Below are 14,065 nucleotides of genomic sequence, written 5' to 3'. Positions count from 1 at the left end.
CACGGGCGGCTTTGGCTGCCTGGGGCGGTGGACCATTGACACCCTGCTCAGGAAAGGGACGCATCGTGGTGCATCGATCGGTCGCGCGGTGCTCACCGACCGGTTCGTTCCACCCGGGGGCCGGACGCCCCGCCCCCTCATGGAATTGTGCGGGGTGAATGGTCAAGTATCTCGACGAAGTGTTCAACGAGCCGGTGTGCGACAGCGACGCAGGTAGTCACAGGGTGCTGGCGCTACGGCTGTCCGGGTGCGTCGAGGAACTCCTCACGCCCGGCGGCGCGTTGCCCCCAGCAGTGTGAACCGGCCCGGCGCGGGACCGGCCAGCCAGCCGCGCGCGACCAGGCGTTTCGTCTTCGACCGCAGCGCCTCCACTCGCGTCGGCACCACGTCCATGCCGACCCCTAGGATGCGCTGGTAGTCCACCCGTGCCGGCAGTGTCGCCGCCGTTCGGAGCCAGCACCGTATCGACCCGCCTGCGAGCGATCACCCACTCCTGCCATTCCTGCTCGGCCTCGGCCAATTCGGCCTGGATACGGTCGGCTTCCTCACACGGCTCCTCGACTCGACGGCGACTGGGCTACTACCGTCATCCGGCTCAGCACTGCCCAGCACGACGGTTAACGCCGGGGCCTCGTAGAAAGGTCGCCCTCGTGAGGTCGTTGAACGGAGCTACCGCTTCGGCCGATACCCCCACGGTGGGTCAGCTGGTCGGGATCGGCGCCGCCGCCACGCGAAACAACCTCTTCGGACGTCGCCACGCCGCCCGACAAGCGCTCGATCAAACCCGAAGCGGCGACAAAGTTCGCGCGTCGCCTGTAGAGCGACTCCAGCATCTCAGCCGAGCCGTTGTAGTCGACGGGTAGCGGGGACTCCCCGATCACCCCGAGCAGGGGCAGCCCCGTCGCCGCCGAGAGCCGCTCCCCTATGGCAGAGGCCGCCTCGGGCCTCCTAACCTGGTTGAGGACGTAGCCGCACACCTGCGCGCGCAGACCGGAGCTGAGGAGCCGTACGCTGCCAGCGAGCGCGGCGAGATGGCCGGAGCGTTGAGGATTGGTGACCAGCAGCGTCGGCAGCCCGGCGTGCTCGGGCAGGATTTGGTTGGCGAGGTCCACCGAGGGGGCAAGCTCCCCCACGCCAGCCGCGCCCTCGACGACCAGCCACCCGCCGTCGGCGCTTGCCCGCGCGAAGCCCTCGTGCGCCGCTTCGACACAGAGCTGACGCAGGCGTTCGGGCAACGCCCCCAAATCAAGGCTGTCCTCGCCGGCCACCGGAACCTCGCCGATCCGTCGCCCCCTCACGTACAGGTCACCCGAATGGGCACCAATAGCCGGCAGATTGACGACTACCGGGTTGTTCCACCAGCGCACCTGCGTCCGCGCCGCGCCGCAGTTGTGCAGAATGCCTCTTTGCCAGGGCGGCACAGCCGGATAGGCGGGGTCATTCGGCGCGACCACAGCGACGGCCTTGAAGGGCACACAGCGGATGCCTCGGTCGTCCAGTGTCCGTGAAATCCCGATAGATACCCCCGACTTTCCGGTACCTGCCGCCGCGCCAAGGACTGTCACACCACGCCCGGCCACGGCCAGGGAAGCTTCACTCTCCACCGGGTTCCTCATCATTTCTCGTCGTCTCAGTTGACGGTTGCCATCGGCCGCCATGCGTCGCGGTGTTGCCTAAGCCGTGGGGCAAAAGGTTGCTCTCAAAGCCTTGGTGCATGCGGGTCTGTGCTGGCGAGGGCTGTGTGACGGTGTAGCGGTGGTCCGAAACGCACACAACTAAGCTCCCATTGAGGGAGATCTCGACTCATAGTCCTGAATTACAGGAACTTCGACGTGCCGTCAGTTTGCCCGTGTGCATTTGACCCGGTCGCTCTCGCCTCAGCACCGCGTGGTCGCGCGGCGCGGCCCTACACCGCGATCAGACAGTGGGCGCACCGTGCCGCGCGAAAATGCCCTCCGTATGGCACGGCCCCTCACCCACGGCCCTTCGAGTAGTTACGCACACGCTCGGCGAACAGCGGGGCTTTCGCTTGTCGCAGCGCGAGATCGGTGCCGACGACGCGCAACCGATGCCGCATGTTGCCGTCCCACTCCAGGTACGAACCGTTGACCGCTGCCGCACTGCGCAGCCAGCCCGGGTCAAGGTATGTGTCCAACTTCCCAACCTGCTCAATGAGATGGCTGTCGAAGAGCTGGTCGACGTAATGGCAGACCCAGGCGACCACCGGCCCGAGTTCATACTGCGCGATGAGTGCGCGGATCTCCTCGCCGTAGGTGTCGCTGTACCGCCGCCAGTACCGCAATACGTCGGCGAACTGAGTAAGCCGCACGCCTTTGTCGCGGATAGTGCGCTCGAACCACGACTCCCGGAACAGGTGGGTGACGAGGAAGAGGAATCCGTAAGAGGCCGAGAGGGCAGGCAGCGTCCGCTCGGGGTCGGTGGCTGACACCGGAACCCGGCCGACTGTACCCAATACCTCACTCATAGGAATCTGCCAGCTGCAGCCGTACCAGGTCAGGTTGTAAGCGACGTCTACCATAAAGAAAGGGAGCGAAGAGTCAGCTGGCAGCCGGTAGAAATGTGGCAGGTGGTCGGGATAGAGCTTGTAGGTGATGATCTCTGCGCGCGGACGGCTGACAAGTCTGCGGGTCCGGAAGTCGTAACGCTTGCCTTCCGCATAGCCGTGGGAGCGAAGCACCTCGGCAGTCGCTTCTTTGTCCTCGGGCCTGATCATGAGGTCGACATCGCTGAAGAATCGCACGTTCCTGCAGTGGTATAGCGTCGCCTGTAACACGATGCCCTTGTTGCAGGCGACGCTCACACCAGCTCTCTCAAGCGAGGAGACGATACGTGACGCCTCGGCGGTATACTCGTTCGTCACATGCGAGTTCCAATGGAGCGACCCGCGCAGGGCGGCGCGCACCGGACGCGGCATGAGCGTCATCAGGTCGTTTCGGTCGAGGAAGTCGGCGACTATTGGCGCCATGCCCTGGCGGACGGTCAGGGACATCAGCGCATCGGGATCGAACCCCTCGCGTAACTGCTGCACAGCCGACTTGTAGTCCCCGCTTTCTGGAGAGTCGGCAATCGATATCTTTTCCAGGATCTGCCATGCCGTGGAGGACTTATCGGGCGGAATCATGGAGTCGGCAACCTCCTGTGCGTGTGGGAGGGTGAGACGGCAGGTGACGGGGTCGCGCCGGCCCGCACCACCGGAGGCGGGAGCCGTCGCTGTCGTGTTGCCCGATTAGAGTAGGCGCTCCGAGTTGGGTCGCCAACATGCCCGCCCTTGATCCCGCCACCGGGTGGACTCTCCCCATTATGTTTTCCCGCGGTTTTGCAAGAGGGCCGCTGGCCTCCGGGCTCGGCATGGCTGTGCTCCACTGCCGAACGGATGCCAATGCCGTTGCTTTTGAGGCCGACGACTGGTTGAGTCCATGTGCTGATATCCCGTCTGGAGCGCCTGGGGCTAAGAGTCCTGACCCGGTCGGGTCCGCCAGAGCTAGCCTTCTTGTTTCGCTTCAGATGGCTGAGCCGGTCTGGTCGCGGTGAGGCGGTGGTCTTGGTTGCTCGTGGCCGGGTGGGCATGGCTGAGGCCCGACGCGCGGGGTCGGGGTCTCCAGGGTTCCTCAGGTCATGGGCGGGCAGGGAGGATGCCGTGGTTCAGGTGGCTGGCCGTGGTAGGGCTGTGAGGCAGGCGAATGCGCTGTTTCTTCGGCTCGGCGACGGCCAGTTCGCTCTCCAGCTGGTTGATGGCGAAGTGACGTGAGGGGAAGGCCTAAGCCGGTGGTCTTGCCGCAGCGGATGCGGTCTTCGACGCGGGCCTGCGCGCGGTGGCGGACCTCGAGCTGCACGGAGCCCCGCCACCCTGGTCACCTGCCACTCGGTCGACGCTTCCAGGCCTCGCTGACCACGGCCCAGCGGTGGGCCGCCCGATGCCGGCGGCTCGGCGAGGCAGGCATGGCCGACCGTTCCAGCCGCCCGCACCACAGCCCCCGCCGGACCCCGGCACGCAACGAGCGGCGCATCATCAAAGTTCGCCTGCTGCGCCGCTGGGGGCCCGCACAGATCGCGGACCTGCTGCGACTGGTGCCCTCCACCGTGCACCGGGTGCTCACCCCCTATGGCCTGGCTCACCTGGACCGGGCCGCCGGCCGTGTCATACGCCGCTACGAGCGCAGCCGGCCCGGCGAGCTGGTCCACGTCGACATCAAGAACGAAGGGTCGGACTGTGAAGATTCCCTCGCAGACACATTCGGTCACCTTCTCGGGGCCAGGAGCCGGGAGCTTCCCGTTGACCTGGTCCCAGCAATGGATGTGGCGAGCGGTCCAGCTCAACGCTCCCAACTTGCTGCATCTGAACCTGAAGCTGACAGTGCCGGTGCCGACCGGGCTCGGCCTCGAGGACACCTTCAGCGCGCTGTCCGTGCTGATGACCCGGCATCATGCCCTGCGCACACGGTTCCATGTCGATGAATCCTGCCGCCCGCGGCAGACCGTGTTCGGCAGTGGTGAAATCGCGGTCGAGCTTCACGACTCCGGGGAGGAGGATCCGTCACGGACTGCCGAGCGAGCCGTCGCGGCTCTTACGGCCCTGCCCTTCACGGTGCCCGAGTTTGCCGTGCGGGCGGCCGTGATCACGACCCGCGGCGTGCCTTCCGCAGTCGTGCTCGTCGTCTTCCATCTGACGATCGACGGTTGGGCCGCATGTCGTCTCAAGGACGACCTAGGGCGGATCATGCGCAAGCGTGCGGGCGAATCTGTCGACGAGCCCGAACCAAGAGTCGTTCAACCGTCGGACCGCGCCGAGTACGAGTTCAGTCGGCGCGGAGCAGAACGCTCAGAGAAATCGCTCCAATACTGGAAGGACCAGATCCTCGCCTTTCCCGCGGCGAACGACGTCCCGTCGCGACGCGCGCCGGAGGCACCTCGTTTCCAAGAGATTCACATGCACTCCAGGGCGCTCCAGGCGGCCGCCCGGACATTGTCGGAGCACGCTGGCGTGTCGAGCCAGTCCGTGTACGTGTCCCTGGCGTCGACGATACTGGCCGAGCGGTCGGGACAACCGCGGGTCGGGTTCCTGATCTTCTGTCACAACAGGTTCACGCGGAGCGCCCAGGACCTGTCAGGATGTCTGGTGCAGGACTACCCGGTAGTCGTGGAGACCGGTCGACGGCCGCTGCTTGAGACGCTGCGTGCCATTCACACGTCCCTCTCGAACGGGATCTTCTCGGCACAGTACGACCCGGCCGCGCTCGCCTCCATGCTGGAGCTGGTGCGGCAGGAGACCGGGCACGTGCCGGACCTCTCCTGCGCGGTGAACCTGCTCAGTACCATGCTCATGCCGTCGCACCTCACGACCGGCGGGGCCGCCCGCGATGAGGACGACCTGTCCGAGCTGGCGGGGCTCACTCGCTTCACTAGGGGGCCGTCCATGGAGCACGAAGACATGAACATCTACCTGACAGTGCGCCAGTCCGACGGTGAGACGACCGTATCCCTGCGCGCCGACACTGCTCTGTTCCCCCCGAGCGAGATACGTGACTGTCTCCGGCACATGGAGCGGCTTTCTCTGGCGTGGTTCGACTCGCTTGCCTGAGGACTGACGCGCTACCGACTGCCGGGGGCTGAGGACCGGATCCGCACGCAAGTTCTACCGCAGCCGGTCCACGAGGGGGCGGACGTCGTACGGCCCTGCCCCCCCCGGGAGCGAGCAGAACCGTCGAGCAAACGGAGCTGTCGTCTTCATCGGAGCCGTGCCGGGCCCCGGCACCGCGGTCATACACTTACGGAGAGGTTCTCCCGGATGCCCCGTGGCCACTGTTCGGTCTGCGTACCATGCCGGTGCCGCAGAGCGAGGACGAGTCGGTCCAGGCCGAAGGCGAGGCAGGCGCTGTGGGCCACAAGCCCGTCGCCGCCGCGAATGTCGAACACTTTGCCGAAGTGGTCCCTGTGACAGTTGGCAGAGCCGACGGCCTGCACGACGCCGTCCGCCACGTCCATTGTCAGCTCGTACTTGAGCTGCTGCGTTCGCTGCGCCGAGGCCATCAGCTTGCCGCCCCGGCCGAAAAACGGATCGCTGGCCGGCACGATGTCCGAGTGCAATCCGATGTCAGCCAGCCAGGCCCGGGCGGCGTCGAGGAGTGAGTCGCGCCAGTTGGTGACCTCCTCAGCCACCCCCAGGTAAACGATTTCGTACATGCGGAAGGAGCGCAGCCGCCCCGGTTCGAAGGTGGCCTCGCCGCGGTAACAGTCCCCCTCCACACTGATGGTGGTCGGCGACTTGAGAACGCGGTCGGCGAGCAGCGGGTAGAGGTGGTGACATGCGGCCGGGGTAAGGACGACGTCCGAAAGCTTCGTCCTTTCGCCGTCGACAGCCTGATGGACCCAGCCGAGCAGGTGAGGGAAGGACAGTGGGTAGCCGACCCGCTCCACGATGCTTCGTGCAATGACCGGCGGCGCCACGTAATGCTGCTGGATGCCACGGCCGAGCCGGTCTGCGATGGCGCGCCTGAGACCGTCGAAGATCCTTGCATCCTCTCTCGGTGTCAGGACCACTCCGGGCACGCCGTAGCCCATGCCGGCATCGCCTAGCGGCGGGTTTGGAGTAGTCAACGTATGCCTCCCCGTAGGAGCAGCATCTGTGAGTTCGAAGTGATGAGTCGGCCGTTGCCGATCATGAGAGGTGCCGAAAACGCATCACGCAGAATCCGGGCGACGGAATAGGGACCGTCCTCCGAGAAACCGACCATTCCGCATACGGCGAGGGCCAGCCTCACGACATCCACGACCGTCTCCGACATCGAGATCTTTAGCGCGTTCAATTGCACGGTCAACGCCAGCGTGGGCTCGGCAGTGCCCTCCAGCACTGGCTTCACCACGTGCACCGCGGCGTCGAGCTGGGCCCGGACACCGGCAAGCCTGGCGTGCGCCACGGCGAGGTCCGAGACGTCGTCTCCCGGCGCACTGCGGCGGCGCGCGGCCCGGGCAGCACGGTCCAGAGCCTCGTCCGCCATTCCGGCCCACACTGCCGCCCACAAGACGTGGGACATCGGCACCATTGTGGACGCGGCGATCTGGCCGAAGGGCACGGGCAGGATCTGCCCAGGCGAGAAACGCATGGTGAGGCTGAACGGTGGACTGCAGGTGCCACGCATGCCGAGGGTGTTCCATTGTCCCGTCTGTTCAAGGGCCACCTGCTCCCGGCCGACCAGTACGGCCACCTGTGAGCTCGGTGCGGCGTCGGCGTCTCGCCGCGCAGTCACCAGGAAGGCCTGCGCATCGGCCCCATAGGAGACGGTGCTCGCCTGCTTCTCCAGGGTGTGTACACCGTTGTCTGCCGAGTTCACCGAGGCCCGGCTGCTGCGCAGATCCCCGCCGATGCCGACCTCACTGGTCACCGAGGCGATCAGCCATTGCTCCGCCAGAATACGCGCGAGCAATGGGGCGTCGGGGTGATGACGTGCCACGCAGGCGAGCTGCACCTGATGCATCGCCCATATCATGGCTGACGTTCCGCAGCTCCGGGCGATCCGGCCCCCTACGTCGACGAGTTGCTCGATGGTGAGCCCAAGACCGCCGAGGTGCGTTGGCGCCGCGGCGTTGAGGAGCCGCCCCTCACGAAGGCTCGTCACGGCCTCGTGTGGAAAACGGGCGTTCCGGTCGACTTCGGCAGCGGCCGCCGCGGCCTGCGCCGCGGCACGCTCCACTGCTTCATAGGCGTCCTCGATATGCCGGGACGTGTTGGGCGGTTCGCAGGCAGCACCCGAGCGTGTGTCATATTTGGGCATAGCCATCACGACCTGTGGTTCTCGGTGGCGGCCAGGAGGGCGGAAACTGCCGCTGCTATGGTTCGCAGGCTTCCGAATGTCTCCCGCGTCAGATCCTCCTCGCGGAACTCGATGTCGAAACTGTCCTCCAACCGCATTAAGACCTGCACGCTAGTCAGGGAGTTCATGCCGGCACTCCACAGATCCGCATCCGAGGGCAGATCCTCAACGATTCCTGCTAGTTGCGGCACTGTGGAAAGCACCGCGCGCACCTGATCCTCCATCTGCTTCTTCCACTGTCCTTCCGGTGAGGCTCGGCGTTGTGCATCGACGTCGATTCGCCCCTATCAATCCCGCGAAATCGACGGCGGACGTCGAGTTCTGCCGGCTCGCGGGTTCCGAGTAGCAACTCGCTGTGGCGGCTCGCCGTCCGGGAAGGCCCGTCGCGTTATCGGACGAAAATTCGATCCCTGTGTCCACACTTTGTAAGGCCGTGACTTGTCGTAGCAGACAAGCTGCGCCCCACGGGCCGCCGCATGTTTTCCGCCCTGGAGGACTAGTATCTCGCCGGCCAGCGGTCGACACACGCTCAGATACCTGTCCGCATTGGATTCTAGTAGCCTGTTGGGCCGGATCATCTCGCGCGGACCGCCCTCCACAAGAAGGGCCCGCACTTCGCCGAACCGATTGCTGATCGTAGTACCTTGAGGCTTTTCGTCCTGGTCTCGGAAAATTTGCACACAGTCACGGGAGTGCGCAGGCGCATTGAAGCGAACACCGGTCCGTCCTCCAGTCCGAACGCTGACACGCGTCATCGACCAAACCCCCGCCTGCCGAGGACTCAGAGGGCTTTTCCTCTCAGCGCAGCCGTGTCGCCGCAGCCGCCGCGCCAACCATGGGTGACACGGTATCGCCCCATGCATCCGTTAAGCCGCGCCCATTGGAACATACCGAGGTGCTGGATTTCTACAGATGCAAAGAGAACGCACAGTGGCTCTCACGACGCTTGCAGCATCGCCCGCACCTAGTGCCCTGCGCCAGTAGTTGATCGTTAGTAGTTGCGTGACTTCTGCTGCTGGTGCGACAGTTCCCCGTCGTTGCCCGAAGCTGGAACTATTGCTGATGACGAGCGGGCGGTGTTGGAGCGATGGACGCGTCGGGCAACGTCGGCCCAGGTCCTGGCCCTGCGGGCGCGGATCGTGCTGGCGTGCGCCGGGCCGGAGGTGCCGCCCATTGTCGCGGTCGCCCGGGAGTTACGGGTGTCCGCGGACACGGTCCGCAAGTGGCGGCGGCGTTTCCTCGCCGAACGGCTGGACGGGCTGTCCGACGAGCCCCGGCCGGGCAGGCCTCCCACCATCAGCGTCGACCAGGTGGAAGCGGTGGTGGTCACCACGCTGGAACAGCTCCCGAAGAACGCCACCCACTGGTCTCGCAAATCGATGGCCGAGCACAGTGGTCTGTCGAAGTCCACGGTCGGCCGGATCTGGCGGCAGTTCCAGCTCAAGCCGCATCTCGCGGACACCTTCAAACTGTCGACGGACCCGTTGTTCGTGGAGAAGGTCTACGATGTCGTCGGCCTGTACTTCAGCCCGCCCGAGGGCGCGGTGGTCCTCTCGGTGGACGAGAAGTCCCAGATCCAGGCCCTGGACCGCTCTCAGCCCGTGTTGCCGATAATGCCGGGCATGCCCGAGCGGCGTACCCACGACTACGTCCGCAACGGCCTGACCACCCTGTTCGCCGCCTTCGACGTCGCCACCGGCGAAGTCATCACCGCCCTGCACCGTCGGCACCGGGCCGTAGAGTTCAAAAAGTTCCTGATCCGGATCGACAAGGAGGTGCCCGCCCACCTGCAGGTCCACCTGATCGTGGACAACTACGGCACCCACAAAACCCCAGCGATCAAGGCCTGGCTCGCCAAACACCCCAGGTTCGAGCTGCACTTCACCCCGACCGGCTCCTCCTGGATCAACCAGGTCGAGCGATGGTTCGGCTACCTCGCCCACCAGATGATCCGCCGCGGCGCACACAAGAACATCCAGGCCCTCGAAGCCGGCATCCGGACCTGGGTCAAGGCCTGGAACGAAGACCCCAAGCCCTTCATCTGGACCAAAGCAGCCGGGGAGATCCTCGACTCCCTCGCCCGCTTCTGTCGACGGATCTCTGGCGCAGGACACTAGCGGCTGATCGCAGCACCACACCATGATCATCTCCCACCTGTCTCCCACCGGTGAGGCGGGATACGCCCCACTGGAGCCTGAGCTGGTCTTCTGACGGAGCAGCAATCGGGTAGGCAGGCCGGTCACCCGACCCTCCTACCCGATTGACACGTCGGCGTCTCGCCATGGATATCTTCGAGTTCCGGTGGCGTCCCTGAGGAGACGCTTCGCTGCCACCGGCCGGACGCGACCCCGACGCTGATCGCCGAAGCCCCGAGCAGGACACCGATGGGACCCGTCAATGCAGCAGCCGGGACACGCATAAGCCTCCACCAAGACCCTTGACGGCCTCACACGAGTACGCCCAGTCCCCGACGCGGAACAGCGGCGCGGGAGCGGTCAGCCGGTTCGCCACCAGTACCTCGATCACCCGGCCGTGCGTCAGGTCCGCCCGCGAATCCGGTGGCCCAGGAAGTCATCGACACACCGGACCAACGCGGCTACACGAAGAATTGTCAAGACGTGTGGGATGAGGAGAGGTTGGTGCTGGCAGGCGAAGGGACTTGAGTCTCCAGTAAGGGGAGACACAAAGGTGGGGGCATGGACGGCGACACGCTCTACTCGATCGGCGAACTCGCTCGACGGACCGGTCTCACGGTCAAGACCATTCGGTTCTACTCCGATCGCGGAATCGTGGCGCCGACGGACCGCAGCCCGGCCGGCTACCGCCTCTACAGCATCGACGCCGTCGCACGCCTGGACCTCGTGCGGACCCTGCGCGAGCTGGGACTGGACCTTCCCACGATCCGCAAGGTCGTGGACCGCGAGCTCTCGCTTCCCGAGGTCGCCGCGGCGCACGCCGAAGCACTGGCGGTGCAGATCCGCGTCCTGCGCCTGCGGCGCGCGGTGCTGATGGCGGTGGCCGAGCGAGGGGCAACACCTGAGGAGACAGAACTCATGCACCGGCTGGCCCAGCTTTCCGAGGACGAACGCCGACGTCTGATCGGCGATTTCCTCGACGCCGTCTTCGGCGGTCTTGACGCCGCCCCCGCATTCGCGGGGGTCATGCGCTCGATGACCCCCGAGTTGCCCGACAACTCGGAGGCAGAGCAGGTCCAGGCGTGGGTGGAGTTGGCCGAATTGTCTCTGGACCCGGGTTTCCGCGCCGTCATGCGGCAGATGGCCGAGGACCAGGCAGCCGAGCAAACCCGAAGCGACATGGTGGGCCCGCGCCGCGACATTGCCGCAGTCGTCCGTGACCAGGTCGGCCCGGCCCTGGCCGCCGGCATCGACCCGGCCTCGCCCCAGGCCGATCCGATCATCGCGGCGTTCACGGCGCACTGCGCGCACGTCCTCGGCCGGCCCGATGACGTTGAGCTTCGCCGTCGGCTGGCGACGCGGCTGGAGAGCGTGAGTGACCCCCGCAGGGAGCGGTACCTCCAGTTGCTCGCAGTGGTCAACGGCTGGCCGGCCCCGGAGAGTCTGGCTCCAGTGTTCGATTGGTCCGTCCAGGCTCTGCGCGTCCGGACACAGCAATGACGGGGCGGTCGCAAGGCGGCATGGGGCGGACGCGGCTGGCGTCGGATGAAACGCTGCCGCATATGATCGGTTGATGAGTGCCCCGGTCATACTTCAGGTGGCCGCGTCGCCGGTCTCTCCCGCTCTCGTTCTTCGCCCCTGGCGCATGGAGGACGTTGCCGCATTGGTCGCGGTGAGCCGGGATCCCGCACTGCGCCAGTGGGCGAGTTCTGTCGTGGACAGCGATGCCGACGGGGCACGCTGGGTGCAGGCTCAGCAGCGGGGCTGGGCAGCGGGGGATCGGTTCGGCTTCGCCGTCCTTGAGACACAACCCGGCTCAGTTCGCGAACAGTTGGTGGGCAACGTGGTCCTCAAGGAAGTCACCTCCGGCAAACCGGCGGCCGAAGTGGGCTACTGGACCGCGGCGCCCGCTCGCGGGCGCGGAGTGGCCTCCCGCGCTCTGGAGGCACTCACCAACTGGGCCTTCGACACCTTCGAACCCGACGGGCTGAAACGTCTCGAACTCCTGCACCAGGTGGACAACCTGGCATCGTGCCGGGTTGCCCAGAAGAGCCGCTACGCCTTCGACACCATCCTGCCCGCGGCACCGCCCTCCTTCCCCCACGATGGCCACCTGCACATACGGCGCCCGAGAGCCTGAGATCCTCCCGGCTTCAGCGAATCGGCTGAGGCTGCTCACGCCGAGAGGGTCCAGGGGCGTTCGACGAGGTGGCCGCGTTCGAAGCGGGCCCCGGCAGGGACCAGAGCGACGAGGTGGGGAGCGTTCACAGCCCGCCCGCGGGCCTGTGCTGACTCGACCAGCGGGCCGGTCCACCCCCGACGACCCGCGAGTGACCACCCTCATGCCGGGCTGGGACAGGGCCACCGTGACCGCGTTGGCCAAGACCCGGCCCACCGAGTATCAATTGCGGCATCTGCGGCTGGAGATGGCCACCTACCGGCACATTCTCGACGAGGGCGGCTCGCTCGTCATGGGGACCGATGCCCCGATCGTGCCCCACCGGTCTCCAGGTCCACCTCGGCCTTCGCGCCCTCCACCAGGTCGCCGGCCGGTCCCCCGCGCAGGCTCTGCGTACCGCCACCGTCATGCCCGCCCAGATGTTCGGAGTCGAGGACGATCTAGGCACCGCGGAACCCGGCAAACTGGCCGACCTCACGGTGATCGACGGCGACCCCTTCCGGGACTTCAACGACCTGACGCGGGTCTCCTGGGTGATGCGCGACGGCATCACGCACCGACAAGAGAGCGTGGTCGGCTCCCACCGCCTCGCCGTCGACCGGGCGGACGGTGACAGCGAGGACTGGCACGCGGTCGGTCAGATCATCCGACGCGACAGCTGTTGCGCGCCCTGACCGGTGCCGAACTGCCCGGCGAGCAAGTCGGCGAACTTCTACTGTGGCTTCGTCAGCTGCTCGGACGCCGCGTAGGGCGCCGAGCCATTCGGTGCCGGCTCGTCGCTGAGGTGTCGCGTTCTGCACGCGAGAGGGACGCGGCGGACTCACACGGTTAGACGGCCTTGTGGACATCGAAGTCAGGCAGTCACCGAGTACGAGTTGGTGATCGGACGTCCGGGGGTGTGCGTGGCGAAGCAGGTGATCCACGAAAATCCGTATGCCCTTGGGTCAGCCTCCCGCTTGTCCGCGCGATCACTCCACGCGAGTTTCGCCTGCGCGGCATCGTTTACGCGTCTGATCTGCATTGATAGAGGACTGTGCGCCGCCCAGTATGGTTTGTGTGCAGCCCCCACTCCCCGAGGAGCGCTCGATTTCCTGGTCACTCGGGCCGGCCCGATGAAGGTAAAAGCATGCGTCGCAGCCGCTGCGGTCGCCGTGCCGAGCGCCCCTGGTTCCCAGGCGGGTCAGCAGAGCTGCGTCGGTTGCCCAGGCATCCGAAGCCAATTGCAATGTCCCGGCGGACTTGAGGGAGGAACCCTGTGGCGCGCTACACCAAAGAACACAAGCAGGTGACGCGGCAGCGGATCATCGAGCGGGCCGGCCACCGTTTCAAGCAGGACGGCATCGACGGCTCCGGCATCTCCACGCTGATGTCCGACGCCGGACTCACCAACGGAGCCTTCTACGCCCACTTCGAGTCCAAGGACGACCTCGTCGCCCACGTCGTCGCCGAGCAGCTGCGTGCGCAGGTCAAGCAGTACGACACGCTGCGGCCCGGCCGCGAGGGACTCGAGGATTTCATCCGTGCGTACCTGTCGCCCGAGCACCGGGACAACCCTGGCGACGGCTGCCCGTCCGCGGCCCTGCTCGACGAGATCGGCCGCTGCGGTGACGCGACCAAGGGCGCCTACACCGACGGCGCCAAAGCCATTTTGGACGAGCTCGCCGCCCACCTGAATCCGGAGGATCCGCAGTCCGCCCGCGGTCGGGCCATCGGGCTCTACACCATGGCGGTGGGAACGTTGCAGCTGTCCCGCGCCGTCTCCGATCGGAAGTTCTCCGATGAGGTTCTCGAGCAGGGAATCGAGAACGCCCTCGCCTTGGCGCGGCGCTAGTGTGCTGCGCCAGAAATCCTGAGGGTTAGTAAGTACCCTGTTGCCATGTCGCATCCGGGGCCTTCTGCTGTGTCGATCACACTGTCCGAAT

At 66.1% G+C, this 14,065-nt stretch carries 12 protein-coding genes and 3 pseudogenes; 7 read left to right on the top strand and 8 right to left on the bottom strand.

Annotation, left to right across the window (positions count from 1 at the left end; translation table 11 throughout):
• Positions 1-617 precede the first annotated feature (617 nt).
• The 3 genes and pseudogenes from ABZT02_RS41120 to ABZT02_RS41110 all read right to left on the bottom strand — a co-directional run.
• Positions 618-1,616 (bottom strand): AAA family ATPase, encoded by a 999-nt coding sequence (locus ABZT02_RS41120; RefSeq protein WP_356027555.1) that lies wholly within the window; start codon positions 1,614-1,616, stop codon positions 618-620.
• A gap of 356 nt (positions 1,617-1,972) precedes the next feature.
• A complete protein-coding gene (locus ABZT02_RS41115; protein ID WP_356027445.1) occupies positions 1,973-3,142 on the bottom strand; it encodes a nucleotidyltransferase family protein in 1,170 nt (389 codons plus the stop codon).
• Between the two features lie 546 nt (positions 3,143-3,688).
• A pseudogene (locus tag ABZT02_RS41110) lies at positions 3,689-3,860 on the bottom strand (IS1380 family transposase); the annotation flags it as partial.
• A gap of 31 nt (positions 3,861-3,891) precedes the next feature.
• Between ABZT02_RS41110 and ABZT02_RS41105 the strand changes: the two are divergent.
• Positions 3,892-4,215: pseudogene (locus ABZT02_RS41105) on the top strand (helix-turn-helix domain-containing protein); the annotation flags it as partial.
• Positions 4,124-5,599 (top strand): condensation domain-containing protein, encoded by a 1,476-nt coding sequence (locus ABZT02_RS41100; protein ID WP_356027443.1) that lies wholly within the window; start codon positions 4,124-4,126, stop codon positions 5,597-5,599. The pseudogene ABZT02_RS41105 and the gene ABZT02_RS41100, both read left to right, overlap by 92 nt.
• A gap of 179 nt (positions 5,600-5,778) precedes the next feature.
• Here ABZT02_RS41100 and ABZT02_RS41095 read toward each other — a convergent pair whose 3' ends face one another.
• The 4 genes from ABZT02_RS41095 to ABZT02_RS41080 all read right to left on the bottom strand — a co-directional run bounded on the left by ABZT02_RS41095 (position 5,779) and on the right by ABZT02_RS41080 (position 8,584).
• Positions 5,779-6,579, bottom strand: a complete 801-nt coding sequence (locus ABZT02_RS41095; protein WP_356027440.1) for a hypothetical protein — start codon at positions 6,577-6,579, stop codon at positions 5,779-5,781.
• A 32-nt stretch (positions 6,580-6,611) separates the two neighbouring features.
• The gene (locus tag ABZT02_RS41090; RefSeq protein ID WP_356027437.1) at positions 6,612-7,790 is read right to left on the bottom strand and encodes an acyl-CoA dehydrogenase family protein; all 1,179 of its coding nucleotides are present in this window, start codon (positions 7,788-7,790) and stop codon (positions 6,612-6,614) included.
• Positions 7,791-7,795: 5 nt separating this feature from the next.
• Positions 7,796-8,053 carry an acyl carrier protein gene (locus ABZT02_RS41085; RefSeq protein ID WP_356027435.1) on the bottom strand — a complete coding sequence of 86 codons (258 nt, stop codon included), beginning with the start codon at positions 8,051-8,053 and terminating at the stop codon, positions 7,796-7,798.
• A gap of 63 nt (positions 8,054-8,116) precedes the next feature.
• Positions 8,117-8,584 carry a hypothetical protein gene (locus ABZT02_RS41080; RefSeq protein ID WP_356027432.1) on the bottom strand — a complete coding sequence of 156 codons (468 nt, stop codon included), beginning with the start codon at positions 8,582-8,584 and terminating at the stop codon, positions 8,117-8,119.
• A gap of 282 nt (positions 8,585-8,866) precedes the next feature.
• On the opposite strand from ABZT02_RS41080, the gene ABZT02_RS41075 reads away from it, so the two are divergent.
• The 3 genes from ABZT02_RS41075 to ABZT02_RS41065 all read left to right on the top strand — a co-directional run bounded on the left by ABZT02_RS41075 (position 8,867) and on the right by ABZT02_RS41065 (position 12,104).
• The gene (locus ABZT02_RS41075; protein ID WP_356027429.1) at positions 8,867-9,946 is read left to right on the top strand and encodes an IS630 family transposase; all 1,080 of its coding nucleotides are present in this window, start codon (positions 8,867-8,869) and stop codon (positions 9,944-9,946) included.
• A gap of 579 nt (positions 9,947-10,525) precedes the next feature.
• Positions 10,526-11,464, top strand: a complete 939-nt coding sequence (locus tag ABZT02_RS41070) for a MerR family transcriptional regulator (RefSeq protein WP_356027426.1) — start codon at positions 10,526-10,528, stop codon at positions 11,462-11,464.
• Between the two features lie 73 nt (positions 11,465-11,537).
• Complete coding sequence (locus ABZT02_RS41065; protein ID WP_356027424.1) at positions 11,538-12,104, top strand: GNAT family N-acetyltransferase; 567 nt, start codon at positions 11,538-11,540, stop codon at positions 12,102-12,104.
• Positions 12,105-12,139: 35 nt separating this feature from the next.
• On the opposite strand, the pseudogene ABZT02_RS41060 reads toward ABZT02_RS41065, so the two are convergent.
• Positions 12,140-12,265: pseudogene (locus ABZT02_RS41060) on the bottom strand (IS256 family transposase); the annotation flags it as partial.
• A gap of 180 nt (positions 12,266-12,445) precedes the next feature.
• Between ABZT02_RS41060 and ABZT02_RS41055 the strand changes: the two are divergent.
• Positions 12,446-12,817, top strand: a complete 372-nt coding sequence (locus tag ABZT02_RS41055; protein ID WP_356027421.1) for an amidohydrolase family protein — start codon at positions 12,446-12,448, stop codon at positions 12,815-12,817.
• Between the two features lie 581 nt (positions 12,818-13,398).
• Positions 13,399-13,974 carry a TetR family transcriptional regulator gene (locus tag ABZT02_RS41050; protein ID WP_356027419.1) on the top strand — a complete coding sequence of 192 codons (576 nt, stop codon included), beginning with the start codon at positions 13,399-13,401 and terminating at the stop codon, positions 13,972-13,974.
• Positions 13,975-14,065 lie beyond the last annotated feature (91 nt).

This window comes from Streptomyces sp. NPDC005402 (genome assembly GCF_040606575.1).
Taxonomy (GTDB): domain Bacteria; phylum Actinomycetota; class Actinomycetes; order Streptomycetales; family Streptomycetaceae; genus Streptomyces.
Note: the sequence above shows the minus strand (reverse complement) of the source record. Positions and strands in the feature narration are given on the sequence as shown.

Excerpts from the sequence above, each read along its gene's own strand:
- ABZT02_RS41120 (WP_356027555.1), bottom strand. The coding sequence starts at position 1,616 with ATGAGGAACCCGGTGGAGAGTGAAGCTTCCCTGGCCGTGGCCGGGCGT.
- ABZT02_RS41115 (WP_356027445.1), bottom strand. The coding sequence starts at position 3,142 with ATGATTCCGCCCGATAAGTCCTCCACGGCATGGCAGATCCTGGAAAAG.
- ABZT02_RS41100 (WP_356027443.1), top strand. The coding sequence starts at position 4,124 with ATGGCCTGGCTCACCTGGACCGGGCCGCCGGCCGTGTCATACGCCGCT.
- ABZT02_RS41095 (WP_356027440.1), bottom strand. The coding sequence starts at position 6,579 with ATGGGCTACGGCGTGCCCGGAGTGGTCCTGACACCGAGAGAGGATGCA.
- ABZT02_RS41090 (WP_356027437.1), bottom strand. The coding sequence starts at position 7,790 with ATGCCCAAATATGACACACGCTCGGGTGCTGCCTGCGAACCGCCCAAC.
- ABZT02_RS41085 (WP_356027435.1), bottom strand. The coding sequence starts at position 8,053 with ATGGAGGATCAGGTGCGCGCGGTGCTTTCCACAGTGCCGCAACTAGCA.
- ABZT02_RS41080 (WP_356027432.1), bottom strand. The coding sequence starts at position 8,584 with ATGACGCGTGTCAGCGTTCGGACTGGAGGACGGACCGGTGTTCGCTTC.
- ABZT02_RS41070 (WP_356027426.1), top strand. The coding sequence starts at position 10,526 with ATGGACGGCGACACGCTCTACTCGATCGGCGAACTCGCTCGACGGACC.
- ABZT02_RS41065 (WP_356027424.1), top strand. The coding sequence starts at position 11,538 with ATGAGTGCCCCGGTCATACTTCAGGTGGCCGCGTCGCCGGTCTCTCCC.
- ABZT02_RS41055 (WP_356027421.1), top strand. The coding sequence starts at position 12,446 with ATGCCCCGATCGTGCCCCACCGGTCTCCAGGTCCACCTCGGCCTTCGC.